The following is a 26167-nucleotide window of genomic DNA, read 5'->3' as shown; positions in this document are numbered from 1 at the left end:
CAACTGTGCAATTGCGACAGCATTAACGCTCAAAAAACGCTGACGGCAGCTCCCGATTCGGCCCGGGGCGCCATTTTCCAGATTAACAGCAGCCAAAGCCCAGCAGCGACGAAAACCAGCCACAAGAGCCCGTTCAGCCCCACGGAGCCATAGACCAGGCCACCCATAGATCCTCCGACGAAGGCCCCAAGAAACTGGCAGGTCGCATAGACACCCAAGGCGGTGCCCTTACCATGAGCAAACACAGCCTTGCTGACCAGTGACGGCAGCGCCGCCTCAAGATAGTTCACCGCCGTAAAAAACCCGCACAGAGCCACATACAACATCAGCGTGTTTGTGCCCAGAAACAGCACCGCCAAAGAAGCGGGCATCATGAGCACTGTAACCTTAAGGGCAAGTCCAGTGCGCCCGCCGCGTTCCGACAATCGCAACAATGGGTACATTCCCAGTAAAGACAGCACAAGAACCGGCAGGTACACCTGCCAGTGCGACTCTCGGGGCACGCCCATACTTCCCTCGATAACCGCAGGCACCACTAAAAACGATGCGGTAAGCATGAAGTGCAACAGAAACACTGAGCCATTAAGGCGCTGCAATGCAGGATCAGCCAGTACTGGTCGAAACATATTCCGATCAGCACCGACATCTTCATGGGTGCGTGTCGCTGCGGTAGGAATGCCCAGGGCAACAATAGCCATGCCCAACAACGCCAGGGCTGCGGTCATCCAAAAAACCGCCTCCAGGCCACCCCAGGCTGCCAGCAGTGGCCCACAGATCAGGGCCAGTGCAAAGGACAGGCCGATACTAATGCCAATCACCGCCATCGCCTTCGTGCGCTGCTCTTCGGAGGTAAGATCCGCCGCCAGAGCCATCACAGACCCGGAAATTGCGCCCGCACCTTGCAGCGCACGCCCCAGAGCAATCATCTGCACGCTATCTGCAAGAGCCGCCACGACGCTGCCCAATACGAACATGGCCAAACCGCCAAGAATCACCGGCTTACGCCCAATTTTATCCGACAGCCATCCCAGAGGTATCTGCAGCAAGGCCTGGGTTGCGCCATAGGCACCCAGCGCTACACCGATCATCAGCGGCGACGCGCCCAGCATATCGGCGGCATAAAGCGCCAACAAAGGCAGCGCCATAAACAAACCGAGCATGCGAAAGCTGTAAAGCAGGGCCAGAGCAGCAACAACACGCCGCTCCAGCGCTGTCATGGGGTTAGTTGTCAACAATTTAGAGGTACCTCGCGAATGCGCCAAATGGTAACAGCTTTTAAGCTCACCCAGACCATCCATGGCGCCTCAAACGGCGTATAGTCAGTGAGTTTTGTCCCCTTCATCGCGCCGCCCTATAATGTGGCGCTTTTGCCTATCATTTCGCGGAACCCAGCATGGATAGCATTCAACTGCGTGGCGCACGCACGCACAATCTCAAGAATATCGACCTCGACATCCCGCGCGACAAGCTCGTGGTGATTACCGGACTTTCGGGTTCCGGCAAGTCCTCGCTCGCCTTCGACACGCTTTATGCTGAGGGTCAGCGCCGTTATGTCGAGTCGCTTTCTACCTATGCACGGCAGTTTCTGAGCATGATGGAAAAGCCGGATATCGACCATGTGGAAGGGCTCTCGCCCGCTATATCCATCGAGCAAAAGTCGACGTCGCACAATCCTCGCTCCACTGTGGGCACCATTACCGAGATCTACGACTATCTGCGCCTGCTCTACGCGAGGGTCGGCAAACCGCACTGTCCGACACACAAGCGGCACCTGCAGGCGCAAACCGTGAGCCAGATGGTTGATACCGTATTGGCTCAGCCCGAGGGCGCTCGTTTAATGCTTTTGGCGCCAGTAGTACGTGAGCGCAAAGGTGAGCATCATCACGTATTTGAGGAGCTGCGCGGCGCGGGATTTGTGCGCGCACGAGTCGACGGCAGCGTGCGTGACCTGGATGACCTGCCAGACCTGGACAAAAAGAAGAAGCACAGCATTGAAGTGGTTGTAGACCGATTTAAGGTCCGAGACGACCTCAAACAGCGTCTCGCCGAGTCTTTTGAAACCGCTCTGGAGCTGACCGATGGCCTCGCGCTGGTGGTCGATATGGATGGAGAGTCAGCTGATCTTGTATTTTCAGCACGTTTCGCTTGTCCCGAGTGCGGACACAGTATCAATGAGCTGGAGCCACGCCTGTTTTCTTTCAACAATCCGGCCGGGGCCTGCGGAAGCTGCGATGGTCTTGGGGTGAGGCAGTTCTTTGACCCTGCGCGCGTAGTGCTCTACCCAGAGGCAAGCCTGGCAGAAGGGGCTATTCGTGGCTGGGATCGTCGCAACGTGTATTACTTTCATATGCTGACCTCATTGGCGGGTCACTTTGGCTTTGACATCGACACACCTTTTGAAAGACTTTCTGCGAAGCACCAAAAGATCATTCTGGAAGGCAGCGGCAAAGAGGAAGTCAGCTTCTCCTATGTGAACGACCGCGGCGACGTCTTCAAACGCTCCCATGCTTTTGAAGGAATCATCCCGAACATGGAGCGACGCTATCGCGACACGGAATCCCAGTCGGTCCGTGAAGATCTGTCCAAGTTTCTCACCACGGCCCCCTGCGCCGAGTGCGAAGGCAGCCGGCTATGCGAAGACGCCAGGCACGTACTGGTGGACGGGCGGAATCTCCCGGCCATTACCGCCCTCCCCGTCGGCCAGGCCGAAGACTATTTTACTGCTTTGGCATTACAAGGACGGGATGCAGAAATCGCAGAGAAAATCCTCAAGGAAATACGCGCCCGCTACCGATTTTTGGTCGATGTAGGTTTGAATTATCTGAGCTTGGACCGCAGCGCCGAGACCCTGTCGGGTGGTGAAGCCCAGCGTATTCGTCTGGCTTCACAGATTGGCGCCGGACTGGTGGGAGTGATGTACATCCTGGACGAACCCTCTATCGGCCTCCATCAACGCGACAACGAGCGTCTGCTTCGTACGCTCACGCATCTTCGGGACTTGGGCAACACCGTGCTTGTGGTAGAGCACGATGAGGATGCCATTCGCTCGGCTGATCACATCATTGATATTGGCCCCGGTGCTGGAATTCACGGAGGCACCGTCGTGGCACAAGGTGATGCCCAGGCCATCATGGACGAGAAAAGCTCCCTCACGGGCGCCTATCTGTCCGGAGAACGCCGCATAGAGATTCCAGATACCCGTGCGGCCTTCGATGCCGACCGAATTTTACGCCTCAGTAAAGCCTCAGGTAACAATCTTCAGGATGTAGATCTCGAAATTCCCGTAGGTCTGCTCACTTGCGTTACCGGTGTGTCGGGATCGGGAAAGTCGACCTTGATCAACGCCACGCTTTATCCCTTGGCAGCCACCGCACTCAATGGCGCGACTACGCTCAAGGCTGCGCCCCATGATGATATCGAAGGCCTGGAGCATATCGACAAATGTATCGATATCGATCAAAGCCCCATCGGGCGCACCCCCCGGTCCAACCCTGCTACTTACACCGGCATTTTCACGCCTGTTCGCGAGCTATTCTCGGGCACGCAGGAAGCGCGGTCACGGGGCTACAAACCCGGGCGCTTCAGCTTTAACGTAAAAGGCGGACGCTGCGAGGCCTGTCAGGGTGACGGCGTAACAAAAGTAGAGATGCACTTTCTTCCCGATATCTACGTGCCCTGCGATATCTGTAAAGGTCGGCGCTACAATCGAGAGACCCTGGACATCAAGTACAAGGGCAAGAACATTCACGAAGTGCTGGACATGACCATTGAGGATGCTCTGGAGTTCTTCGAGGCTGTACCGACAATCTCGCGCAAGCTCCAAACCCTCATGGACGTGGGCCTTAGCTACGTGCGCCTGGGACAAGCGGCAACCACGCTCTCAGGCGGTGAAGCTCAGCGGGTCAAGTTATCCCGCGAGCTGTCCAAACGAGATACCGGGCGCACGCTCTATATCCTGGATGAACCCACCACGGGTTTGCACTTTGAGGACATTCGCCAGCTACTTCAGGTCCTCCACCGTTTGCGCGATCATGGCAACACCGTCGTTATCATCGAGCACAACCTGGATGTCATCAAAACAGCGGACTGGATAGTAGACTTAGGCCCCGAAGGTGGTAGCGGTGGCGGTCAGATCATCGCGACTGGTACGCCTGAAGCGGTTGCGAAGAACAAGAAGTCGCATACCGGGCACTTTCTCAAGCCCATGTTGGATGGCAAAAAGGCAGGAGCCAGTAAGGCAGCTTAAGAGCTGCCTTTAACCCGGCGATACACTCGCCACCACTTCTTTCGCTGCTTGCCGGTTACGCCATCGCCGCCGTATGCCTTGCTTCGCGTCGCGCGAAGCGCTCCTGACTGCTTCGCAAGACACACACCGACAATGGCTGGACTCCGGCATTTCCAGCATAAGGCGAGATGTACCGTGGTGTGTCGCGAAGCGTAGAAGCGCAAGCAGCGAGCGAGGCACCGCGGCGCATCTCGCCGGCTTAGTGGCTTAGCCGCTTAGTGGATTGGCTTCCCCGGTTGGGGCGAGATGCAGCGTAGTGTTGAGCGAAGCGTAGAAGCGCAAGCAGCGAGCGAGGCACTACGGTGCATCTCGCCAACTGCGCAATGCTTTTCCCATCAGCAGACGTCAGGCACAAAAAAGCCGGGCATAAGCCCGGCTCTTGTCAACTACCTGTAACGATAACGGCTTATTCGTCGCCGGCGTCGTCGTAACTCTCAGGCTGTGGGCGATCCACAAGCTCGACATAGGCCATAGGCGCTTTATCGCCAGTTCGATACCCGCACTTAAGAATACGGATATAGCCACCTGGACGAGCCTGGTAACGCGGACCCAGCTCAGTAAAGAGCTTGCCGACCGCTGCTTTGCTACGCACGCGATCAAACGCGAGGCGACGGTTTGCAACACTGTCGTTTTTGGCCAGAGTAATCAGGGGCTCGGCGTAACCACGGAGCTCTTTTGCTTTTGGCAAGGTAGTTCTAATCAGCTCGTGCTCGACCAGTGAGATAGTCATGTTGCGAAACATGGCTTTACGGTGCGAGCTGTTGCGGTTTAACTGACGTCCGCTTTGACGATGACGCATTTTTCCAGTCCTTTACTCGGCGTCTCTCGACGCCCTGTTGTCTTTTGTGTTCTTAGCCGTGGCACTGTCGACGAAGACCTAAGGCCTCCATCACCAAGCAGTGTTAAGCGCTGAGCACCTTCTCATCATTTCGCAGGCTAGCCGGCGGCCAGCTCTCAAGTCGCATACCTAGAGACAAGCCGCGCGAGGCCAGCACGTCTTTAATCTCAGTAAGTGACTTCTTACCCAAATTCGGCGTCTTCAGTAGCTCTACTTCCGTGCGCTGCACAAGATCGCCAATGTAGTAAATGTTCTCGGCCTTGAGACAGTTAGCAGAGCGTACTGTGAGCTCCAGGTCGTCTACGGGGCGCAGTAATACTGGATCGACTTCGTCTTCCGCATCGCTGGTAACCGCCTGCGTCTCGCTCTGAAGATCAACAAACACACGAAGCTGGTCATTCAGAATAGTTGCCGCGCGACGGATCGCCTCTTCTGGATCGATCGTTCCGTTAGTCTCAAGATCAAGTACAAGCTTGTCCAAATCAGTCCGTTGCTCAACCCGCGCAGCTTCCACAACGTAGGAAACACGCAGTACTGGAGAGAATGTCGCATCCAGCTGCAGTCGGCCGATGGAGCGCGTCTCTTCTTCAGGGTTCTCACGAGCGTCCGCAGGTGAATATCCACGGCCACGCGCGACGGTCAACTTCATGTGCACTGCTGATTTACTGTTAAGTGTGCAAATCAGATGATCTGGGTTGCAGATCTCAATATCATGATCAGTCTGGATATCAGCGGCGGTAACAGGACCTTCGCCTTCCTTGCTCAGAACGAGCTCAGCTTCGTCCTTACCATTCATGATCAGGGCTACGCCCTTGAGGTTCAGCAAAATCTCGATAACGTCTTCCTGAACACCCTCAATAGCCGAGTACTCGTGTAAAACGCCGTCGATTTCAACTTCAGTGATTGCGCAGCCGGGCATGGACGATAGCAGGATGCGACGCAGGGCATTACCCAGCGTGTGGCCGAAGCCGCGCTCCAAAGGCTCTAATGTGACCTGAGCGCGCGTCTTGCTCTTCTCAGCAACGTTAATTTTGCGAGGAGTCAATAGTTCCTTAACTGATGATTGCATCTGTGGCACCTGTATATAACTGTTCGGATCGATCTGCTCGAATTACTCGGTTTAGGGCGCGCGAAGGCGCCCTTGGATTACTTCGAGTACAGTTCGACGATCAGGTTCTCATTGATGTCCGAGGAAAGATCCTGTCGATCGGGGGCTGCTTTGTAGATCGCCTCCAGCTTCTCAACATTGATCTCAATCCACTCGGGCTCTCCGCGTTGTGCTGCAAGCGCCATAGCTGACTGAACTCGCAGCTGCTTCTTGGCCTTCTCGCGCAAGGATACGACATCACCAGCTTTAACTTTGTAAGAGGCGATATTCACAACCTTGCCGTTCACCAAAATCGCCTTGTGGGCAACCAGCTGACGAGACTCTGAACGAGTGGAACCAAAACCAATTCGGTAAACCACGTTGTCCAGGCGACTCTCAAGAAGCTGAAGCAGATTCTCACCAGTAGCACCCTTCAGACGAGCTGCTTCTTTGTAGTAGTTACGGAACTGTTTCTCGAGCACACCGTAGATACGACGAACCTTCTGCTTCTCGCGCAGCTGAACGCCGTAGTCGGACAGACGTCCGCGACGCGCACCATGCTGCCCGGGTACTGAGTCGGGCTTACACTTGGATTCCAGCGAACGAACGCCACTCTTCAAAAATAGGTCAGTGCCCTCGCGACGAGCGAGCTTACACTTTGGGCCAATATAACGAGCCATAATCTTGCTCCCTCTTAAACGCGACGCTTCTTGGGCGGACGACAACCATTGTGTGGGATCGGCGTCACGTCAGTGATATTGCTGATCTTGTAACCGCAGGCATTCAAAGCTCGGACAGCAGATTCACGACCTGGCCCGGGACCTTTTACCTGTACATCCAAATTTTGGAGACCGTACTCTTTCGCTGCTTCACCGGCGCGCTCTGCTGCAACCTGCGCTGCAAACGGCGTGCTCTTACGCGAACCACGGAAACCTGAACCACCAGAAGTAGCCCAGCTCAGGGTATTACCCTGGCGGTCGGTAATGGTAATGATGGTGTTGTTAAATGACGCATGAATGTGCGCGATTCCATCAGCGATGGTGCGCGTGATTTTCTTGCGCGTGCTCTTGGCACCTGGCTTAGCCATGTATCTAATCCTGTCTTAATATCAACACTGCACTGCGGTGCAGCTACACTAATTAAGGATTCGCAGTTCCCTTTCCGGTCTTTGACCGGCGCGAAATTACCTGCGAATCGGTTTTCTTGGTCCCTTGCGAGTACGCGCGTTGGTCTTTGTGCGCTGACCTCGAAGCGGTAAGTTGCGACGGTGGCGAAGGCCACGATTACAACCAAGGTCCATCAATCGCTTAATGTTCATGGAAACTTCACGACGAAGATCACCTTCGACAGTCAATTCACCGACCTTATTACGCAGCACGTCCAGCTGATCTTCTGACAGATCACCTACACGAGCGCTTTCTTCTACGCCGCTGGCCTCGCAAATACGCTTGGCTTGGGTACGCCCTACACCAAATATATAGGTGAGGGAGATTACGGCGTGCTTATTGTCGGGTATGTTGACCCCGGCTATACGAGCCATTCACTTATCTCCGAAAAACTGTGTGCGCGCGCCGCGCCCAGCAAGCAATGCTTCCTGCGACGCGAGATTGCGAAACCATGAAAAATGGCGCGCGATTCTAACGATTTTGTTACCAGAACGCAATGCCTGGAGCCCTTAACCCTGTCGCTGCTTGTGCCGCGGATCTGTATTACAAATCACGCGAACTACACCCTTACGACGAACGACCTTGCAGTTTCTGCAGATCTTTTTTACTGATGCTCTTACTTTCATCTTCCTACTCCCAAACAAGTCCCGCTCTTATCGAACGCGGCCCGCATTTCCATAATTCTTTAAATTAGCCTTCTTCATCACCGAATCGTACTGATGCGACATCATGTGACTCTGAACCTGGGCCATGAAGTCCATTACGACTACGACCACAATCAAGAGCGAGGTACCACCCAGATAGAAGGGCACGTTCCACGTAACTACCAGAAACTGCGGCAACAGACACACGAGCGCGATATAAGCAGAGCCAAAAACGGTAAGTCGCGTCAACACACCATCGATGTAGTTGGCGGTTTGCTGTCCTGGTCGAATGCCCGGCACAAATGCACCTGATTTCTTCAAATTGTCGGCAACTTCCACCGGATTAAACATCAGCGCGGTATAGAAGAAGCAAAAGAACACGATAAATATGGTGAACAACAGGATGTTCAATGGTTGCCCCGGTCCAATGGCGACCGCAAGGTCCTGCAACCAATCGGCTGAGCCGGAAGAACCAAACCACTGCGCGATAGATGCAGGAAACAACAAAATACTACTGGCGAAAATAGCGGGGATCACACCAGCCATGTTCACTTTAAGCGGAAGATGGGAGCTCTGCGCCTGATACATCTTGCGCCCCTGCTGGCGCTTGGCGTAGTTCACAGTGATCCTGCGCTGACCCCGTTCAATGAACACGATCATATATATAACCGCGATAGCGAGCGATAAGATCAACAAAAGCGCAAGGATATTAATCTCGCCCTGGCGCGCCTGCTCAAGCGATTGCCCGATAGCCGATGGCAGGCCCGCAACAATCCCCGCGAAGATAAGGAGCGAAATACCATTACCTACGCCTTTCTCCGTGATCTGCTCACCCAGCCACATCATGAACACCGCACCGGTGACCAAAGACGTAATCGCAATGACGAAAAACAACATGCCTGAGTTATAGCTCATGCCCTGATTCGCCATGCCTACTGTCATGCCGGTCGCCTGAACGATGGCAAGGACCACAGTAAGGTAACGGGTGTACTGGCTGATCTTTCTGCGGCCAGACTCGCCTTCCTTCTTTAGCTGCTCGAGCTGGGGCGTTACCGCCGACATCAACTGCATGATAATAGATGCAGAAATGTAGGGCATGATACCCAGAGCAAGAATACTCATACGCTCCAACGCACCACCGGAGAACATGTTCGCAAGACCAAGAATGGTGCCCTGGTTCTGGTTGAACAATGCGGCGAGCTGATTCGGATCAATGCCCGGCACAGGAATGTGCGTACCAATTCGGTACACAATTATTGCGACCAATACAAAACGAAGGCGAGCAAAAAGCTCGCCTAGTCCGGCTCGGTTTGCTGAGGGTAACTCGGCCATCAGTTTCTCGTTGTCGCTCCCGTGATCCTACTAGACTTCTGCAATGACAATATGATCGAAGACCTACTCTTCGATCTTGCCACCAGCCTGCTCAATCGCCTCGCGGGCGCCCTTGCTGACCGGTATACCTTTGACTGTTACTGCGCGAGTCAGTTCACCCGACAAAAACACACGCACTCGCAGCACGTCATCACGCACAACGTCCGCGTTCTTGAGCGCCTGCAAGTCGATAACGTCGCCATCAACCTTGTTAAGTTCGCCTAAACGAACCTGCGCAGTTGTGCGAGAAATACGCGAGGTAAAGCCGTACTTTGGCAGGCGCTTCTGAAGTGGCATCTGACCACCCTCGAAACCTGGCGCCACTTTACCGCCGGAGCGAGACTTTTGGCCCTTGTGTCCGCGGCCTGCTGTCTTACCTACACCACTACCGATGCCGCGGCCAACGCGCTTGGCCGCTTTACGCGAACCAGGAGCGGGGCTCAGGGTGTTGAGTCGCATTGTATCGCTCACGCCTGTTCCTCCACACTCAGCATATAGCTGACTTTGTTAATCATGCCGCGGACCGAGGGAGTGTCTTCCACTTCCACAGTATGTCCAATACGACGCAGACCCAAACCCGCCACGCAGGCACGGTGGTTCTTCAACCGTCCGCTGCTGCTCTTGGTCTGAGTGACCTTAATTGTTGCCTTAGCCATGACTCGCTAATCCGTGTTGTTGCTAACAGTTACTTAAATCAATGTTGCCGCGCGATACCAGCTGCTTAGCCTGAAATCTCTTCGACACTCTTGCCGCGTTTCGCTGCCACTGACTCTGGTGAAGACATATCACGCAAGCCGTTAAATGTGGCACGTACTACGTTTACAGGGTTAGTGGACCCGTAGCACTTGGCAAGTACGTTGTGCACACCAGCGATCTCGAGAACCGCTCGCATGGCACCACCGGCGATGACGCCTGTACCTTCTGAAGCCGGCTGCATGTAAACCTTGGATGCACCGTGGCGGGCCTTGATAGCGTACTGAATGGTGCCGTTGTCAAGATCCACCTGAATCATGTTACGGCGGGCAGCTTCCATCGCCTTTTGGATCGCAACAGGCACTTCGCGCGCCTTACCACGGCCAAAACCGACGCGACCTTTGCCATCACCAACCACGGTGAGGGCTGTGAATCCGAAGATCCGGCCACCTTTAACTACTTTCGCCACACGGTTTACCTGAACCAGTTTTTCCTGGAGGTCGCCGTCTTGCTGCTTCTGATCGTTAAACGCCATCGTCTATATACCCTAGAATTCCAGTCCGCCTTCGCGCGCGGCTTCTGCCAGCGCTTTTACTCGCCCGTGGTACTTAAACCCACCGCGATCAAAAGCGACCTTTTCAACACCTGCCGCCTTGGCACGCTCGGCAAGGAGCTTTCCAACTGCAGACGCTGCATCAATATTGCCTGTTGCTCCACTACGCAAACTAGTATCCAGCGTAGAGGCGCTCGCCAGGACAGTGTCGCCCATAGGCGCAAATACCTGCGCGTAAATATGCCGCGGAGTCCGGTGTACGCTCAGACGGTTGGCACCCTGGGTGCGCATACGCTGCCGCGCTTTGCGGGCGCGACGGAGACGCGAATCGTTCTTTGCACTCATCTCGATGTCCTGTTACTTCTTCTTGGCTTCCTTACGTCGGACATGCTCGTCCGCGTAACGAATACCTTTACCCTTGTATGGCTCTGGTGGACGGAAACTACGGATTTTCGCCGCCGCTTCGCCAACTGCCTGCTTGTCAATTCCACTCACAACGATCTCAGTCTGAGTCGGTGTCTCTGCACTGAGGCCTTCCGGGAGTTCAAAATCTACCGGATGCGACAATCCCACGGTCAGGTTCACTGACTTCCCAGACGCCTTCGCACGATAACCAACACCGTTCAGAACCAGCTTCTTCTGCCAGCCCTCAGACACGCCCTTGACCATGTTGTTCACAAGCGCACGTGTCGTACCCGCCATCGCCTTGGACTTATCAGTCTCGTAGGCAAAGGTAACGGTACCGTCTTCCTGAGCAATGTTTACGCCTTCATAAAGCGACAGTGACAGGGAACCTTTGGCACCCTTCACCTGCACTTCGCGACCGGCAATGGTCAACTCCACGCCTTTCGGCAGGGAGACTGGATTATTTGCAACTCTGGACATACTTCGCCCTTTCTCTCTGTCTTTTGACGCTACTTCACAGCACCGCCAAACTTCTTAATCAGCCAAGCTCGCACGCAATCTTTAGAAGACTGTGCAAAGCACCTCGCCACCTACGCCCGCAGCTCGCGCCGCGCGGTCAGTCATAACGCCCCGTGACGTGGAAATAATCGCCACGCCCAATCCACCACGAACCGTTGGCAACTCATCTTTCGCTGAGTAGCGACGTACGCTGGGACGACTTACGCGATCTATTTCTGCAATTACGGGCTTACCGTCAAAATACTTCAATTCGAGACGCAGGCGTGGCTTAACACCATCCGCGTGCGCTTCGTATCCAGCGATGTAGCCTTCGTCTTCAAGAACTTTTGCAACCGCGACTTTCAGCTTTGAACCAGGCATATCAATACTGGTGTGTCCAGCCATCTGGGCGTTGCGAATGCGGGTCAACATATCCGCCAGTGGGTCTTGCATACTCATGTTTCTATTCCTCTCGGCTTCGCTTACCAGCTGGCCTTAACCAGACCGGGGACGTCACCGCGCATAGCGGCTTCACGGAGCTTGTTACGACACAGACCAAACTTACGGTACACACCATGAGGGCGACCGGTTATCTGGCAACGTCGCCGCTGTCGGACAGGGCTAGCGTTACGCGGCAACTTCTGAAGTGCCACCTGCGCATCCCACTTTTCTTCGTCCGTGGCAGTGGTGCTTGCCAGGATTGCTTTAATTTCTGCACGCTTTGCCGCATACCGGGCAACGGTGCTAGCACGCTTGTCTTCACGCGCAATCATCGACTTCTTAGCCATAACCCGAATTACCCTTTCAGCGGAAAATTGAAAGAACGCAACAAGGCGCGACCTTCGTCGTCCGTGCGTGCTGTCGTAGTGATCGTGATGTCCATACCCCGAAGGCTATCTACCTCGTCGTAGTTAATTTCCGGGAAAATAATCTGCTCGGTAACGCCCATCGCGAAATTTCCGCGACCGTCAAAGGACTTGGGGCTGATGCCTCGAAAGTCACGAATACGGGGAATGGCAATGCTCACAAGACGCTCGAGGAACTCATACATTCTCTCGCCGCGCAGAGTGACCTTACAACCGATAGGCCAGCCATCGCGAATTTTGAATCCAGCAATCGACCGACGAGCCAAGGTAACCACAGGCTTCTGTCCGGCGATTTTGGTCATATCCGAGAGCGCGCTCTCCATAACCTTCTTGTCGCCCACAGCTTCGCCGACACCCATATTCAAGGTAATCTTTGTGATCCGAGGCACTTCCATAACGTTATCCAGGCCGAGCTCTTCTTTGAGCTGCGCCGCGATCTCGTCCCGATACTTGTCTTTCAAGGTTGCCATTTACTTGTACCTGTTCCTTGCCCTTAGGCGTCCAGAGCTGCGCCGTTAGACTTAAAAAACCTAACCTTTTTTCCGTCATCAACACGGAAGCCAATACGGTCGGCCTTGCTGGTCTCAGGGTTGAAAATTGCGATGTTAGACACCTGAATCGCCGCTTCTCGCTCAACGATTCCGCCCTGAACACCCGCCTGCGGGTTAGGCTTGGTGTGCTTCTTGATCATGTTAATGCCGCTAACAATTACGCGACTGTCATCTACGATCTTACGCACCTTCCCACGCTTGCCCTTGTCCTTCCCAGCCAGCACGATTACTTCATCGTCACATTTAATCTTCAACATAGCTCTCTACTCTCTGCCGTGCAGCAACCCAAAGGTTGACTAGCCCGCCTTCAGATCACTTCCGGTGCAAGGGAAATGATCTTCATGAATTTCTCACCACGAAGCTCTCGAGTTACCGGCCCAAAAATACGAGTACCGATAGGTGCTTCCTGATTGTTCAACAGAACAGCCGCGTTATCATCAAACTTGATCAATGATCCATCTGGACGACGAACACCCTTCTTGGTGCGAACGACGACCGCGGTCATAACCTGGCCCTTCTTAACCTTTCCACGGGGAATGGCTTCTTTAACTGTAACCTTGATGAGATCGCCAACGCGCGCATAACGCCGCTTGGACCCACCAAGGACTTTGATGCACATAACACGGCGTGCGCCGCTGTTATCTGCAACTTCCAAATAGGATTCTGTCTGGATCATTGCGCAGCACTCTCCACTTTCTCTACAACCTCAACGAGGTTCCAGCTTTTGCTTTTAGAGATCGGACGAGTCTCTGCCACCGTCACCAGGTCACCAATACCGCACTGGTTGTCGGCATCATGAGCGTGCACTTTAGAAGAGCGGGTCATGTACTTGCCATACATAGCGTGACGTACGCGACGCTCGATAAGCACAGTAATGGTCTTATCCATCTTGTTGCTTACAACGCGACCGGTTACGGTCCGGGTTCTTTTTTCAGCTGACATTGTTATTCACCTGCCTTTTCGTGCAACACGGTTTTAACCCGCGCGATATCACGCTGGTTTGCCTGCAGCAGGTGAGTCTGGCTCAACTGGCCGGTCGCCTTTTGCATGCGCAGCTTGAACTGCTCCTCGCGGAGCGCCAGCAGCTGCTCGCCTAATTGTTCTGCGCTCTGGTCGCGCAATTCGCTGCCTTTCATCACATCACCGATCTTTTAACAAACGCGGTGGAAATCGGAATCTTTGCTGCGGCCAGCTCAAAAGCCTCTCGCGCCAACTCTTCCGACACACCCTGTACTTCATAGAGAACCTTGCCAGGCTGCACCTGAGCAACCCAATACTCTACGTTACCCTTACCCTTACCCTGACGAACTTCCAACGGCTTACCAGTAATTGGCTTGTCGGGAAAAACACGGATCCAGATCTTACCGCCACGTTTGATGTGACGAGTCATGGCACGACGAGCCGCTTCGATCTGACGCGCTGTAATGCGTCCACGACCAGTGGCTTTTAATCCGAATTCGCCAAAGCTAACCTTGCTACCGCGATGCGCAAGACCGCGGTTCCGGCCTTTCATCGCCTTGCGAAACTTTGTACGTTTTGGTTGCAGCATTCTTCTAAACCCTTAGCTTCTTGGCCGCTTAGCTGGCCGCTGACTTACGGCCGTTGTCAGCCTCGTCGGCACCTAGCACCTCACCCTTGAAAATCCAGACCTTGACGCCCAGGATTCCGTAAGTGGTTGCTGCCTCATATGTAGCGTAGTCAATGTCCGCTCGCAGTGTGTGCAAAGGTACTCGACCTTCTCGATACCACTCGGTACGCGCGATTTCTGCGCCACCCAAACGACCGCTCACCTGGACCTTGATACCCTCCGCACCCTGACGCATAGCATTTTGAACTACACGCTTCATAGCGCGACGGAACATTACTCGTCGCTCGAGCTGCTGAGCCACATTCTGAGCCACTAAACGGGCGTCCAGATCGGGCTTGCGGATCTCTTCAATATTGATGTGCACGGGCACACCCATCTTTTCAGCCAACACCTTGCGAAGCTTGTCGACATCTTCGCCTTTCTTGCCGATCACAATCCCTGGTCGGGCAGTGTGAATCGTAATCCGTGCAGTTTGCGCGGGACGCTCAATAACAACGCGGCTTACCGAGGCGTTATCAAGCTTCTTCTCAATAAAGCTCCGAACCTGCAGATCGTTCACCAACTGCTTGGCGTAGTTCTTACGATCGGCATACCACACCGAAGTGTGATCCTTGACGATGCCAAGGCGGATGCCCGTGGGATGTACTTTCTGACCCATGTGGTCCTCTCCTAATCCTTTAGCTTTCGCCGTCGGCGACTTTTACAGTGATATGGCAGCTGCGCTTAAAAATACGATCTGCGCGACCCTTGGCCCGCGGACGCAAGCGCTTCATCGTCACACCTTCGTCTACGAAGACTGAAGAGATTTTCAGCTCGTCGACGTCAGCGCCTTCATTGTTCTCAGCATTTGCAATAGCAGAGTTCAGCACCTTACGAACGATATGCGCTGCCTTCTTATTGCTGTACTCAAGCACAGACAAGGCCTCTTCTACGGGCTTACCGCGAACCTGGTCTGCAACCAGCCGCGCTTTCTGCGCGGAGATGCGGGCACCTTTTAATCTAGCTGAAACTTCCATCAATCTAATTCCTATTCCCGGCCAGCGCTTAGCGCTTCGCCTTCTTGTCCACAACGTGGCCCTTGAAAGTACGCGTTACTGCGAACTCGCCAAGCTTGTGGCCAACCATGTCCTCGTTCACCAATACAGGCACATGTTGACGCCCGTTATGTACGGCAATAGTCAAACCAACCATGTCCGGAGACACCATGGAACGACGCGACCAGGTCTTAATAGGTCGACGATCATTTGCTTCAACTGCAACCTCAACTTTCTTGAGGAGATGCAGATCGATAAACGGGCCTTTCTTCAATGAACGCGGCACTGTTTGTTTCCTCTAATCCTATTCGTCCAATCCCAAAGGGCGCCAGCGTTACTTCTTGCGCCGGCGACGCACGATGAGATCATCGGTACGCTTATTCTTACGGGTCTTGTAACCCTTGGTCGGCGTGCCCCAGGGGCTAACCGGATGTCGACCACCAGAGGTACGACCTTCACCACCACCATGCGGGTGATCAACCGGGTTCATGGCTACACCACGAACCGTCGGACGAACACCGCGCCAACGTGCGGCACCAGCTTTACCTAACTTACGCAAACTGTGCTCGGAGTTAGAAACCTCTCCCAACGTAGCGCGACAATCAGACAGTACCTTACGCATTTCGCCGGAGCGCAGGCGAATCGTCGCATAACGACCCTCGCGAGCAGCCAGCTGAACCGAAGCACCGGCCGAACGTGCTATCTGAGCACCCTTGCCAGGCTTAAGCTCGACAGCGTGCACCACCGAACCGACAGGAATGTTGCGCAAAGGCAGGCAGTTGCCCGCCTTGATGGGCGCGGCAGAACCTGACTGAACGGCATCCCCAGCCTTCAAGCCCTTGGGAGCGATAATGTAACGACGCTCGCCGTCGGCGAATAACAGCAGTGCTATGTGCGCTGTGCGATTGGGATCGTATTCAATACGCTCAACCTTCGCCGGAATAGCATCCTTATTGCGCTTAAAGTCGATAACGCGATAGTGCTGCTTGTGTCCACCGCCAACGTGACGCGTGGTGATACGCCCGTTATTGTTTCGACCGCCATTACGCGACTGCTTTTCCAGTAGCGGCGCGTAGGGTGCACCTTTGTGCAGATCCTGATTAACGACGCGAACCTGATGACGGCGGCCCGCTGACGTCGGCTTACTCTTTGCAATTGCCATTTGTCCGCTCTCCCTTACTCAGCTACCGCGAAGTCAATGTCCTGCCCTTGGGCAACGCGAACATAGGCCTTCTTCCAGGTCGGCTTAGTGCTAAACCCGTAGCGATTACGCTTTACCTTGCCCTTGACCTTAAGAGTCTGGACATCTTCAACGCTGACCTTGAAGAGCTGCTCCACTGACTTTCGGATCTCGCTCTTGGTCGCGTCAACCGCTACCTTAAATACGTACTGATTATTGGCATCGGCAACAATCGCTGCCTTTTCCGACACATGCGGGCCCATCAGCACCTGAAATACGCGCTCACGGTTCATGCCAGCATCTCCTCAATCTTTTTAACGGCATCCACAGTCACCATGACCTTGTCATGAGACAGCAAACTTACTGGATCGATACCCTGCACGTCGCGAACATCAACCTTTTGAAGGTTACGTGAAGCCAAGTACAGATTCTCGTTCACCTCGTCAGAGATCAACAACGCGCTGTTTACACCGTAGCCATCTAACTGACTGACCAACAACTTGGTCTTAGGCGCGTCCAAATCCAAAGTCTCAACAACCACCAAACGATCCTGGCGAGCCAGCTCCGAGATAATGGTCTTAAGCGCTGCGCGGTACATCTTGCGATTAACCTTAACGCTGTGATCCTGTGGACGCGCTGCGAACGTTACGCCACCACTACGCCAGATAGGCGAACGGATGGTTCCCGCACGAGCTCGGCCGGTACCCTTCTGGCGCCATGGCTTCTTACCACCACCACGCACATCTGAGCGAGTCTTCTGAGCGCGAGTACCCTGACGGGCACCTGCAAGAAAAGAAGTCACGACCTGATGAACCAGATCTTCGTTGTATTCGCGCGCGAAATTCGCATCCGACACTGAAACAGTGCCAGCTGACTCATTCCCGGGCTTTAATATACTCAGTTCCACTTATATTCCTCCCGCGCTCAGCCTTTGACGGCCGGACGCACGAAGACGTCCCCACCGGGTGCACCAGGTACAGCACCTTTGATCAGCAGCAGATTGCGTTCTGCATCCACACGCACGATCTCAAGACCCTGCACAGTTACGTTCGCGTTACCCATCTGGCCCGACATCTTCTTACCCTTGAAGACGCGACCCGGAGTCTGGCACTGGCCGATTGATCCCGGCGCACGGTGCGACAGTGAGTTACCGTGAGTAGCGTCCTGCATGCTGAAGTTCCAACGCTTAATAACGCCCTGGAAACCCTTACCCTTGGACTTGCCCGCTACATCGACTTTTTGACCTTCCTCGAAACGCTCGACGGTCAACTCAGCACCCACCTCGAAAGACTCTTCGTCGGCAGATAAACGGAACTCCCACAGACCACGGCCAGCTTCAACGCCAGCCTTGGCGAAGAGACCCGCCTCGGACTTACTCACTTTGGCTGCCTTACGGCTGCCTGCGGTTACTTGAATCGAACGATAGCCGTGGCTATCGTTTTCTTTGATTTGAGTAACGCGGTTTGGAGAAACCTCCACTACGGTTACTGGAATAGATGCACCGTCTTCAGTAAAGACGCGCGTCATGCCGGACTTCCGGCCGACTAAGCCAATAGTCATTTTGCCAACCTCACAGTGTACGGGGCTCTCACCCTCTATGGCCGCCCAAGTCTTCACCGTGAAGGCTTGGGCGTTACACACCCCGCGCGAACTGGTTACTGCTCGCCGGGGCAGGTCTTGCTACGAATTGTCGTTAACCAAGACTGATTTGTACTTCCACGCCCGCCGCTAGGTCGAGCTTCATCAAAGCGTCAACGGTCTTTTCCGTCGGCTCAATAATGTCGAGAAGGCGCTTGTGGGTACGAATCTCGTACTGATCACGTGCGTCCTTGTTTACGTGCGGTGAAACCAGCACGGTGTAACGTTCTTTGCGCGTTGGCAGAGGGATCGGCCCTCTTACCTGTGCGCCGGTTCGCCGTGCTGTTTCGACGATCTCCTGAGTAGATGTGTCTATCAGGCGATGGTCGAACGCTTTCAAGCGAATACGTATGCGTTGATTCTGCACGCGATCAGTCTCCAATCTTTTCAAAAAACCAGAGCCCCGCGCTGGGGACCCCGACAAATGGAGCGCGAATTCTAGGTATGAGCACCCCTACTGTCAAGGGATAATGTGCGAAATATCAACTGCAGGCAGGAGCGGGCTTTCTAGACTGTTTCAAATCAACAACTTGCCGGCTTTTACTTGTCGCCAGGACACAAAGCCAGAACTGCGAACATCATAACAAATATCGCAAAAGTGCCTCGCCTGATGCAAGATGTGTTGTCCCTGGGAATCATCCGGGGCACTGGCAAACGACGCCGGAGCGAGGATCCGGCGCAGAGTAGACGGGGGTCGGACTCATTACTTAGAGCGTGGACTAAGCCGCGCAGCCCATACAGTGCGTGGCCTCAGGCATTACCTTCAGCCGATCAGCGGCTATGTCGCCGCCGCATTGCATGCATTTGCCATAATTGCCCTCTTCGATCCTTTGCAGGGCAGCCTTAACCGCAGCAAGTGAATCACGAGTCTCCACGCCAATGGCGTCGACCACCTCATCATTCTCCCTCTCCTGCGCCTGCTCTGCGGAATCCGAAGAGTGCTCCTGGGCAGCATCGCGCTTGAGTTTCGCCAGGCGCCCTTCCAGCTCTAACAAACGCTGCTCGAGTACCCGCTGACTTTCTGTAATATCCATAGGCATCAGTGGGAGTCTTTAGTCAGCATGCTGTATAGCTCATCTTTGAGGTGCAGACGCTTTAGCTTGGCATCCTCCTCTGTTTGCGTAGCAACGGGTGTGACTTCGTTCTCCATATTTTCAACTTCGCGGGTCAAATCATGATAACGGTCAAAAAGCTTTCGAAAGTGCAGATTGCTCGTTTTCAGTTCGTGTATGCGATCTTTGAGCTCGGGAAACTCGTGAACAAGATCATGGTGAGGCACGGCCATAGGAAATTCCTTAAAAAAACGGGTTTTAAAAAAGTCGTCGCCATGAATCCACCGACTCATCGCAACACACTGTCAGCTTAACGCTGACCTTTCGCCCGCGACCATGACCTGTGTCATGATAAATACCGGATTACTAACTGATTCGCGGCCCAGAGCCACCAGGCCTGCGAGAGAGGATTTTCTATGGAACGTTCGCATTCGGTAGTCATGGGGTACTTGCTGTGGATCTTCGGGTTCATGGGCGCTCACCGCTTCTATTACGGGCGCCCGATCACCGGCACAATCTGGTTTTTCACCCTTGGTCTGTTCTTTATTGGCTGGATTATCGACTTATTTTTGATACCAGCGATGAACGACGATGCCGATCGACGGTACTTTGAGGGTGACGTGGACTACAACATCGCCTGGATTCTACTGACGTTCCTGGGTGCCTTTGGCGTCCATCGCTTTTACATGGGAAAGCTATTCACGGGTCTGGTGTACTTACTAACAGTGGGCTTATTTGGACTGGGTATTCTGTATGACTACTGGACGCTGAACGAGCAGATTGACGAGATCAACGAGTGATTCCGTGAACGCTCGCCTCAATCCTAAATGTCAGGCACAAAAAAGCCCAGCTGATCAGCTGGGCTCTTCCATATCACTTTCCGCGAATTGCGTCGGCATTACTACACTCGCTGCTTGCGCTTTTACGCTCGCTTCGCAACGCCGCCGAAATTCGCTGGGGCCTGCGCGGTGAGTGCCGCCGTGTCCGTTTTGTAGCAGTCAGGAGCGCAAAAGCGCGACGCGAAAAAACGGATACGACGGTGCTTACCACAACTTACGGCCTCAGCGAGTCTTACTCGATGATTTTAGCGACGACGCCAGCACCTACAGTTCGGCCACCCTCACGGATAGCAAAACGCAGACCTTCTTCCATCGCAATCGGTGCAATCAAAGTCACAACCATCTGAACGTTGTCACCCGGCATTACCATCTCAACGCCTTCTGGAAGCTCACAAGCGCCAGTCACGTCAGTCGTACGGAAGTAAAACTGCGGACGATAGCCCTTGAAGAATGGCGTGTGACGACCACCCTCGTCCTTGGACAATACATAAACCTCAGACTCAAACTTCGTGTGAGGGTTAACACTGCCTGGCTTGGACAGAACCTGACCACGCTCAACTTCTTCACGCTTCGTACCACGCAGAAGTACACCAACGTTCTCACCTGCACGACCTTCGTCAAGCAGCTTGCGGAACATCTCAACGCCCGTACATGTCGTCTTCGCTGTGTCCTTGATGCCGACAATCTCAATCTCGTCGCCAACCTTCACAATGCCACGCTCAACACGACCGGTAACAACCGTGCCACGACCTGAGATAGAGAATACGTCCTCTACCGGCATCAGGAACGGCTGATCAATCGCACGCTCAGGCTCTGGGATGTAAGAATCCAGAGTCTCAACCAGAGTCTTGACCGCTGTTGTACCCAGACCGTTCTCGTCTTCGCCGTTCAACGCCATCAGCGCCGAACCACAGATGATCGGAGTGTCGTCACCCGGGAACTCGTACTGGTCCAGAAGCTCACGAAGCTCCATCTCAACCAGCTCTTTCATCTCTTCGTATTCTTCTGAATCCGCACCGCCGCAATCTTCCGCCAGCAGGTCTGCCTTGTTCAGGAATACTACGATGTACGGTACGCCAACCTGACGTGACAGCAGAATGTGCTCTCGTGTCTGGGGCATAGGGCCATCAGTCGCACCACATACCAGAATCGCACCGTCCATCTGCGCAGCACCGGTGATCATGTTCTTCACATAATCCGCGTGTCCCGGGCAGTCAACGTGAGCGTAGTGACGCACGTCTGACTCGTATTCAACGTGCGAAGTCGCAATCGTAATGCCGCGCTCTTTCTCTTCCGGTGCGTTATCAATACCGTCAAACGCTACCAACTCGCCGCCCCATACCTCAGAGCATACCCGCGTAAGCGCCGCCGTCAGCGTCGTCTTACCATGGTCAACGTGTCCAATCGTACCCACATTGACGTGGGGCTTATCGCGCTCAAATGCTGCTTTTGCCACTTTAAATCACCTCTCCAGTAAGTTTTGGTTAGTCGGTCTAGTTTCTTGAAATAATCGCTTGGGCGACGTTATTCGGCGCTTCAGCGTACTGTAAAAATTCCATGGTGTAGGTTGCCCGGCCCTGAGTCGCGCTGCGAAGGTCCGTGGCATATCCAAACATCTCGGCCAAGGGCACATCCGCATTAATCACTTTGCCTGAGGGGTTCTCGTCCATGCCAACGATCATGCCTCGACGCCGATTAAGATCACCCACGACATCCCCCATGTTCTCTTCCGGGGTAACGACCTCTACCTTCATGATGGGCTCAAGCAACACTGCACCGCCTTCCTGCGCCAGCTTCTTGGTTGCCATCGAAGCAGCAATCTTAAAGGCCATCTCATTTGAATCCACATCATGAAAAGAGCCATCGTAAAGCGTCGCTTTCAGGCCCAATAATGGATATCCCGCAAGCACACCATTTTGCATTTGATCTTCGATGCCTTTTTGTACCGCGGGTATGTACTCCCGGGGCACTGATCCGCCTACGATCTCGTTGACAAACTCCAGACCTTCGGCATTGGCATCTTCCGCAGGCTCAAAACGCACCCAGACATGGCCATATTGACCCCGGCCCCCGGACTGACGCACAAACTTACCTTCGATTTCTGAGGTGTTTCGTATTGCTTCGCGATAGGCAACCTGAGGCTTACCAATGTTGGCTTCAACACTGAACTCCCGGCGCATGCGATCGACGATAATATCGAGGTGCAACTCACCCATGCCCGAAATGATAGTCTGGCCCGTTTCCTCGTCAGTCTTCACCCGAAACGACGGGTCTTCCTGAGAGAGTTTACCTAGCGCCACACCCATCTTCTCTTGGTCAGCAGTAGACCTCGGCTCCACCGCGACCGAGATCACCGGCTCAGGAAACTCCATACGTTCAAGAATGATCGGCCTATCCTGAGAGCACAAGGTATCCCCGGTCGTGACGTCCTTGAGGCCCACCGCCGCGGCAATGTCACCAGCAAGAACTTCTTTAATTTCTTCGCGAGAATTAGAGTGCATCTGCACCATGCGACCGACACGCTCTTTCTTACCTTTTACGGAATTAAATACCGCCGTGCCGCTCTCGAGTTTGCCGGAGTACACGCGGAAGAAGGTCAGCGTTCCCACAAAAGGGTCCGTAGCTATTTTGAAAGCCAATGCGGCGAATGGCGCCGAATCATCGGCTTCACGCTCTTCGACGGTTTCACCGTCTTCCAGCGTTCCTTCGATCGCCTTCACCTCTGTGGGCGCGGGCATGTACTCGATTACCGCATCAAGAACCGCTTGCACGCCTTTATTCTTAAAGGCGGACCCGCCCAAAACGGGAACAATCTCGCTGGCAAGAGTCCGCGCACGAATACCCGCCTTGATCTCTTCTTCGGTCAGCTCACCACCTTCGAGATACTTGTCCATAAGTTCGTCGTTGGCTTCAGCTGCGGCCTCTACGAGAAACTCGCGCATCTCAGCGACTTCTGCCCTAATCTCTTCAGGCACATCGGCATATTCAAAGGTCATGCCCATGTCGTCTTCGTTCCAGTAGATCGCCTTGTTCTTGACCAGATCGACAACGCCCTTGAACTTTTCTTCGGCACCAATTGTCATCTGCAGCGGCACTGGGTTCGCCCCAAGCCGCTCCTTCAACTGCTCGATAACACTATGAAAGTCTGCGCCAGCACGGTCCATTTTGTTGACGAACACCATGCGTGGTACGTGGTACTTATTGGCCTGACGCCAGACTGTTTCTGTTTGAGGCTGAACACCCGACGATCCGCACAGTACAACCACAGCACCATCAAGCACTCGTAAAGAGCGCTCAACTTCGATAGTGAAATCAACGTGGCCGGGGGTATCAATGATGTTGATACGGTGCTGATCGAACTGCTTATCCATACCCTGCCAGAAGCAGGTAGTAGCAGCCGAAGTGATAGTTATGCCTCGCTCCTGCTCTTGTTCCATCCAGTCCATGGTGGCGGCGCCATCATGGACTTCACCGATCTTGTGGGACAGACCGGTGTAGAACAGAACACGCTCCGTGGTCGTAGTTTTACCCGCGTCCACGTGCGCAACGATACCGATGTTTCGGTAACGACCGATTGGAGTCTTACGAGCCACGTTACTGCCCCGGTAATCGAAAGGTTAGAAAACCTAGAATCGGAAGTGAGAGAACGCCTTGTTGGCTTCTGCCATGCGGTGAACATCTTCACGCTTCTTCACGGCATTACCTTTGCCCTGGGATGCATCAAGAATCTCACCCGCCAAACGCTGACGCATGGATTTTTCGCCGCGGTTACGGGCGTACTCTACGAGCCAGCGCATAGACAGCGCGATACGACGGGAAGGACGAACTTCCACAGGCACCTGGTACGTCGCACCACCAACACGTCGAGACTTAACCTCAACCATTGGAGCGATATTTTCCAGCGCCTCATCAAACACTTCGATAGGGTCTTTGCCTGCGCGCTCTTGAACGAGATCCAGAGCACCGTAAACGATGCCTTCGGCAACTGACTTCTTGCCGCTGACCATTACATGGTTCATGAACTTTGCGAGAGTCGCATTTTTGAACTTGGGATCAGGCAGCACTTCACGCTTGGCTACCACTCTTCTTCTTGGCATGGTGTATTCCTATTTTCTTCAGGTGATCCGGACACCGTCCTGCCACCTATTAGGCGGGGGGCGGCAGAGATCCGGCCTTACTACGTTGTAACCGAAGAATGCTTATCATTCTCCGGGTTGCTACTTCAGGAGTAGCCTATACCCGCAAGCCTGACCTGGGCCTGGCAGCGGTGGATATTCTTACCTAGGTCTTACTTAGGTCTTACTTAGGTCTTACTTAGGTCGCTTGGCACCGTACTTAGAGCGGCCGTTCTTACGATCGGCAACGCCAGATGTATCCAGGCTTCCACGAACGGTGTGATAACGCACACCCGGGAGGTCTTTAACACGACCGCCACGAATCAGGACCACGCTGTGCTCCTGCAGGTTGTGGCCTTCACCGCCGATGTACGAAGACACTTCAAAGCCATTCGTCAGACGAACACGACAAACCTTACGCAGCGCAGAGTTCGGCTTCTTGGGTGTTGTTGTGTAAACACGGGTGCACACACCGCGTCGCTGGGGGCAGCCCTGAAGAGCCGGGACATCACTCTTTTCAATCTTGCGCTTGCGCGGCTTACGCACCAGCTGGTTAATTGTTGCCATTAATACCGAACTCCAGTCTCACTAAAAGGAAGGGGTTTGTCTCTTATCTAAACCGCGCACTGAGCAAGCAAAATACGTAGACGCTCGCTGAAGATGAACGGGCAAAGACGAACCGCCCTCCATAAAAAGGAGGCGGCATTCTATAGACGGCGAGGTAGCGAGTCAACAAGATCGCAGGGCCTATCGTAAGTTAACCAAGTCCTTAAGCATGGATAAAACCTTAACAATTGGAAGATCTGCCACACAGCTTTACAAGTCGGGCCTGAGTGGCAGATCAATTACGGCGATTTAGCTCGGTCCATACACCATTCTGAAGGTATAAAGATTGGGAGAAGCACAGGATACCGTGTCCTCCTGAGCCTCTGACTGCACCTTCCAGCCACCTTTGTTGAAGTAATTATCAAAGCCCATACCGAGCTGACTGTAAGAGGGCCACGCCTGTACATGGTAGTAATCGAACTCCACATCCCCAAAGCCAAGGGCCGGAAGGAACGCCCAGCTCACCGATGTCTGGCCCATTTCCCCCATAGCTGAGGACATAGCCCGATGCGCGCCGATGGCATCACCTAGCCCTGCGTCCTCATCAATATCGCAACGAGAAAACCACACAACGCCTCGCTCCCAGGGAGCGCCGTCTTCAGGTACTGATATAGGCGTAACTGACGATAAGGAAGAATTGCAGTCCATCACATCCTGAAACATAGCCCCCACGTCATCATCGTCGTCCATCCAGGCGTCGTAGCCTTTACCCATTCCTGCACCGCTAGTCCAACTTCCTATCCAGGCAAAGTCCCACTCTGAGGCATCTTCATGCCAATTAGGGGTGAGCAGGTAATAGGTATAGTCAGCATCGTTTTTCTTCACCCACTTGGTGAAGGCATTCGTGAGCTTATTCAGGTCGTCTCTGTCTTTCCCTTCCTTATACGCACAGGTCATCATTTCACTGGGAGCAAACTGCATTTCCATGTGGTGATCTGCCTGTACAGGCATCGCGATCAAAGAAAAAACTCCAGTACTCAAAACCACACTGCCGAACATTGTTTTCATTCTTATAGCCTCGTTGTGGAATAACGTTCACGGTCAAAAAAACCGTGTTGTGTCCTCAGCGTAGACCACAAAAGTAATAGGTCAATGTGAATTGCGGCCCTCACAACGACGCCCGAGCAAAAAGCCGGGCTACCGGATAACCACAAAAAA

38 protein-coding genes are annotated in these 26167 nt (G+C 53.9%); 2 read left to right on the top strand and 36 right to left on the bottom strand.

From position 1 onward, the window contains the following. Window positions 1-29 precede the first annotated feature (29 nt). On the bottom strand, window positions 30-1235 hold the full coding sequence (locus R0135_RS15940) for an MFS transporter (RefSeq protein WP_407347890.1): 1206 nt from the start codon (window positions 1233-1235) through the stop codon (window positions 30-32). Window positions 1236-1393: 158 nt separating this feature from the next. On the opposite strand from R0135_RS15940, the gene uvrA reads away from it, so the two are divergent. After that, window positions 1394-4246, top strand: a complete 2853-nt coding sequence (uvrA, locus tag R0135_RS15935; protein ID WP_407347889.1) for an excinuclease ABC subunit UvrA — start codon at window positions 1394-1396, stop codon at window positions 4244-4246. Window positions 4247-4691: 445 nt separating this feature from the next. On the opposite strand, the gene rplQ is transcribed toward uvrA, so the two are convergent. From rplQ to R0135_RS15785, 30 genes are all read right to left on the bottom strand, one after another. Further along, window positions 4692-5084 (bottom strand): 50S ribosomal protein L17, encoded by a 393-nt coding sequence (gene rplQ, locus R0135_RS15930; RefSeq protein WP_407347888.1) that lies wholly within the window; start codon window positions 5082-5084, stop codon window positions 4692-4694. A gap of 103 nt (window positions 5085-5187) precedes the next feature. After that, window positions 5188-6192 carry a DNA-directed RNA polymerase subunit alpha gene (locus R0135_RS15925; protein ID WP_009024902.1) on the bottom strand — a complete coding sequence of 335 codons (1005 nt, stop codon included), beginning with the start codon at window positions 6190-6192 and terminating at the stop codon, window positions 5188-5190. A 77-nt stretch (window positions 6193-6269) separates the two neighbouring features. Next, window positions 6270-6890 carry a 30S ribosomal protein S4 gene (gene rpsD, locus R0135_RS15920; RefSeq protein ID WP_407347887.1) on the bottom strand — a complete coding sequence of 207 codons (621 nt, stop codon included), beginning with the start codon at window positions 6888-6890 and terminating at the stop codon, window positions 6270-6272. 14 nt (window positions 6891-6904) lie between these two features. Further along, window positions 6905-7297, bottom strand: coding sequence for a 30S ribosomal protein S11 (gene rpsK / locus R0135_RS15915; RefSeq protein WP_008292587.1), 393 nt, complete (start codon window positions 7295-7297; stop codon window positions 6905-6907). 96 nt (window positions 7298-7393) lie between these two features. Then, complete coding sequence (rpsM, locus tag R0135_RS15910; RefSeq protein WP_008292588.1) at window positions 7394-7750, bottom strand: 30S ribosomal protein S13; 357 nt, start codon at window positions 7748-7750, stop codon at window positions 7394-7396. Window positions 7751-7885: 135 nt separating this feature from the next. Further along, a complete protein-coding gene (gene rpmJ, locus R0135_RS15905; RefSeq protein WP_075998814.1) occupies window positions 7886-8002 on the bottom strand; it encodes a 50S ribosomal protein L36 in 117 nt (38 codons plus the stop codon). A 27-nt stretch (window positions 8003-8029) separates the two neighbouring features. Further along, window positions 8030-9352, bottom strand: coding sequence for a preprotein translocase subunit SecY (secY, locus tag R0135_RS15900; protein ID WP_407347886.1), 1323 nt, complete (start codon window positions 9350-9352; stop codon window positions 8030-8032). Between the two features lie 63 nt (window positions 9353-9415). Beyond that, window positions 9416-9850, bottom strand: a complete 435-nt coding sequence (rplO, locus tag R0135_RS15895) for a 50S ribosomal protein L15 (protein ID WP_407349938.1) — start codon at window positions 9848-9850, stop codon at window positions 9416-9418. 8 nt (window positions 9851-9858) lie between these two features. Further along, window positions 9859-10047, bottom strand: a complete 189-nt coding sequence (rpmD, locus tag R0135_RS15890) for a 50S ribosomal protein L30 (protein ID WP_407347885.1) — start codon at window positions 10045-10047, stop codon at window positions 9859-9861. A 65-nt stretch (window positions 10048-10112) separates the two neighbouring features. Further along, window positions 10113-10619 (bottom strand): 30S ribosomal protein S5, encoded by a 507-nt coding sequence (gene rpsE / locus R0135_RS15885; RefSeq protein WP_407347884.1) that lies wholly within the window; start codon window positions 10617-10619, stop codon window positions 10113-10115. A gap of 12 nt (window positions 10620-10631) precedes the next feature. Then, window positions 10632-10982 carry a 50S ribosomal protein L18 gene (rplR, locus tag R0135_RS15880; RefSeq protein ID WP_407347883.1) on the bottom strand — a complete coding sequence of 117 codons (351 nt, stop codon included), beginning with the start codon at window positions 10980-10982 and terminating at the stop codon, window positions 10632-10634. Between the two features lie 12 nt (window positions 10983-10994). After that, window positions 10995-11522: a 50S ribosomal protein L6 gene (gene rplF / locus R0135_RS15875; RefSeq protein ID WP_407347882.1), complete on the bottom strand. Its 528-nt coding sequence runs from the start codon at window positions 11520-11522 to the stop codon at window positions 10995-10997. Between the two features lie 81 nt (window positions 11523-11603). Continuing rightward, a complete protein-coding gene (rpsH, locus tag R0135_RS15870; RefSeq protein WP_407347881.1) occupies window positions 11604-11999 on the bottom strand; it encodes a 30S ribosomal protein S8 in 396 nt (131 codons plus the stop codon). Between the two features lie 23 nt (window positions 12000-12022). Continuing rightward, window positions 12023-12328: a 30S ribosomal protein S14 gene (gene rpsN, locus R0135_RS15865; protein ID WP_407347880.1), complete on the bottom strand. Its 306-nt coding sequence runs from the start codon at window positions 12326-12328 to the stop codon at window positions 12023-12025. An 8-nt stretch (window positions 12329-12336) separates the two neighbouring features. After that, the gene (gene rplE / locus R0135_RS15860) at window positions 12337-12876 is read right to left on the bottom strand and encodes a 50S ribosomal protein L5 (RefSeq protein WP_407347879.1); all 540 of its coding nucleotides are present in this window, start codon (window positions 12874-12876) and stop codon (window positions 12337-12339) included. Window positions 12877-12899: 23 nt separating this feature from the next. Beyond that, a complete protein-coding gene (rplX, locus tag R0135_RS15855) occupies window positions 12900-13214 on the bottom strand; it encodes a 50S ribosomal protein L24 (protein ID WP_407347878.1) in 315 nt (104 codons plus the stop codon). Window positions 13215-13264: 50 nt separating this feature from the next. Further along, window positions 13265-13633, bottom strand: a complete 369-nt coding sequence (rplN, locus tag R0135_RS15850) for a 50S ribosomal protein L14 (RefSeq protein ID WP_008292599.1) — start codon at window positions 13631-13633, stop codon at window positions 13265-13267. Next, complete coding sequence (gene rpsQ / locus R0135_RS15845; RefSeq protein WP_407347877.1) at window positions 13630-13899, bottom strand: 30S ribosomal protein S17; 270 nt, start codon at window positions 13897-13899, stop codon at window positions 13630-13632. The genes rplN and rpsQ overlap by 4 nt, the downstream gene beginning before the upstream one ends. A gap of 2 nt (window positions 13900-13901) precedes the next feature. Continuing rightward, complete coding sequence (rpmC, locus tag R0135_RS15840) at window positions 13902-14093, bottom strand: 50S ribosomal protein L29 (protein ID WP_407347876.1); 192 nt, start codon at window positions 14091-14093, stop codon at window positions 13902-13904. Continuing rightward, complete coding sequence (gene rplP, locus R0135_RS15835; RefSeq protein WP_407347875.1) at window positions 14093-14506, bottom strand: 50S ribosomal protein L16; 414 nt, start codon at window positions 14504-14506, stop codon at window positions 14093-14095. Before rplP ends, rpmC begins: the two co-directional genes overlap by 1 nt. A 28-nt stretch (window positions 14507-14534) precedes the next feature. Beyond that, a complete protein-coding gene (rpsC, locus tag R0135_RS15830) occupies window positions 14535-15203 on the bottom strand; it encodes a 30S ribosomal protein S3 (protein WP_407347874.1) in 669 nt (222 codons plus the stop codon). A 19-nt stretch (window positions 15204-15222) separates the two neighbouring features. Next, entirely contained in the window at window positions 15223-15561 is a 339-nt protein-coding gene (rplV, locus tag R0135_RS15825; protein ID WP_407347873.1) for a 50S ribosomal protein L22, read from the bottom strand. Window positions 15562-15589: 28 nt separating this feature from the next. Then, the gene (gene rpsS, locus R0135_RS15820) at window positions 15590-15865 is read right to left on the bottom strand and encodes a 30S ribosomal protein S19 (protein WP_009024884.1); all 276 of its coding nucleotides are present in this window, start codon (window positions 15863-15865) and stop codon (window positions 15590-15592) included. A gap of 48 nt (window positions 15866-15913) precedes the next feature. Then, window positions 15914-16741, bottom strand: coding sequence for a 50S ribosomal protein L2 (rplB, locus tag R0135_RS15815; protein WP_407347872.1), 828 nt, complete (start codon window positions 16739-16741; stop codon window positions 15914-15916). Window positions 16742-16755: 14 nt separating this feature from the next. Further along, entirely contained in the window at window positions 16756-17052 is a 297-nt protein-coding gene (rplW, locus tag R0135_RS15810; RefSeq protein ID WP_407347871.1) for a 50S ribosomal protein L23, read from the bottom strand. Then, on the bottom strand, window positions 17049-17666 hold the full coding sequence (rplD, locus tag R0135_RS15805; protein WP_407347870.1) for a 50S ribosomal protein L4: 618 nt from the start codon (window positions 17664-17666) through the stop codon (window positions 17049-17051). Before rplD ends, rplW begins: the two co-directional genes overlap by 4 nt. Before the next feature lie 17 nt (window positions 17667-17683). Next, entirely contained in the window at window positions 17684-18319 is a 636-nt protein-coding gene (rplC, locus tag R0135_RS15800; RefSeq protein ID WP_407347869.1) for a 50S ribosomal protein L3, read from the bottom strand. 133 nt (window positions 18320-18452) lie between these two features. Next, window positions 18453-18764: a 30S ribosomal protein S10 gene (gene rpsJ, locus R0135_RS15795; RefSeq protein WP_008292615.1), complete on the bottom strand. Its 312-nt coding sequence runs from the start codon at window positions 18762-18764 to the stop codon at window positions 18453-18455. A 352-nt stretch (window positions 18765-19116) separates the two neighbouring features. Next, window positions 19117-19431, bottom strand: coding sequence for a TraR/DksA family transcriptional regulator (locus R0135_RS15790; protein ID WP_407347868.1), 315 nt, complete (start codon window positions 19429-19431; stop codon window positions 19117-19119). 5 nt (window positions 19432-19436) lie between these two features. Beyond that, window positions 19437-19742, bottom strand: a complete 306-nt coding sequence (locus R0135_RS15785) for a YdcH family protein (RefSeq protein WP_407347867.1) — start codon at window positions 19740-19742, stop codon at window positions 19437-19439. 123 nt (window positions 19743-19865) lie between these two features. Here R0135_RS15785 and R0135_RS15780 point away from each other — a divergent pair, with 123 nt between their 5' ends. Next, on the top strand, window positions 19866-20249 hold the full coding sequence (locus R0135_RS15780) for an NINE protein (RefSeq protein WP_407347866.1): 384 nt from the start codon (window positions 19866-19868) through the stop codon (window positions 20247-20249). Window positions 20250-20520: 271 nt separating this feature from the next. Here the strand turns inward: R0135_RS15780 and tuf are convergent, their stop codons facing one another. From tuf to R0135_RS15755, 5 genes are all read right to left on the bottom strand, one after another. Beyond that, a complete protein-coding gene (tuf, locus tag R0135_RS15775) occupies window positions 20521-21744 on the bottom strand; it encodes an elongation factor Tu (RefSeq protein WP_407347854.1) in 1224 nt (407 codons plus the stop codon). Window positions 21745-21781: 37 nt separating this feature from the next. Beyond that, a complete protein-coding gene (gene fusA, locus R0135_RS15770) occupies window positions 21782-23881 on the bottom strand; it encodes an elongation factor G (RefSeq protein WP_407347865.1) in 2100 nt (699 codons plus the stop codon). Between the two features lie 33 nt (window positions 23882-23914). Continuing rightward, window positions 23915-24385: a 30S ribosomal protein S7 gene (rpsG, locus tag R0135_RS15765; RefSeq protein ID WP_407347864.1), complete on the bottom strand. Its 471-nt coding sequence runs from the start codon at window positions 24383-24385 to the stop codon at window positions 23915-23917. A gap of 213 nt (window positions 24386-24598) precedes the next feature. Next, window positions 24599-24970, bottom strand: a complete 372-nt coding sequence (gene rpsL, locus R0135_RS15760; RefSeq protein ID WP_009024872.1) for a 30S ribosomal protein S12 — start codon at window positions 24968-24970, stop codon at window positions 24599-24601. 288 nt (window positions 24971-25258) lie between these two features. Continuing rightward, the gene (locus R0135_RS15755) at window positions 25259-26017 is read right to left on the bottom strand and encodes a hypothetical protein (protein WP_407347863.1); all 759 of its coding nucleotides are present in this window, start codon (window positions 26015-26017) and stop codon (window positions 25259-25261) included. Between the last annotated feature and the right edge of the window lie 150 nt (window positions 26018-26167).

Origin of the sequence: Congregibacter variabilis, assembly GCF_045689235.1 — a bacterium.
Lineage (GTDB): Bacteria > Pseudomonadota > Gammaproteobacteria > Pseudomonadales > Halieaceae > Congregibacter > Congregibacter variabilis.
Note: the sequence above shows the minus strand (reverse complement) of the source record. Positions and strands in the feature narration are given on the sequence as shown.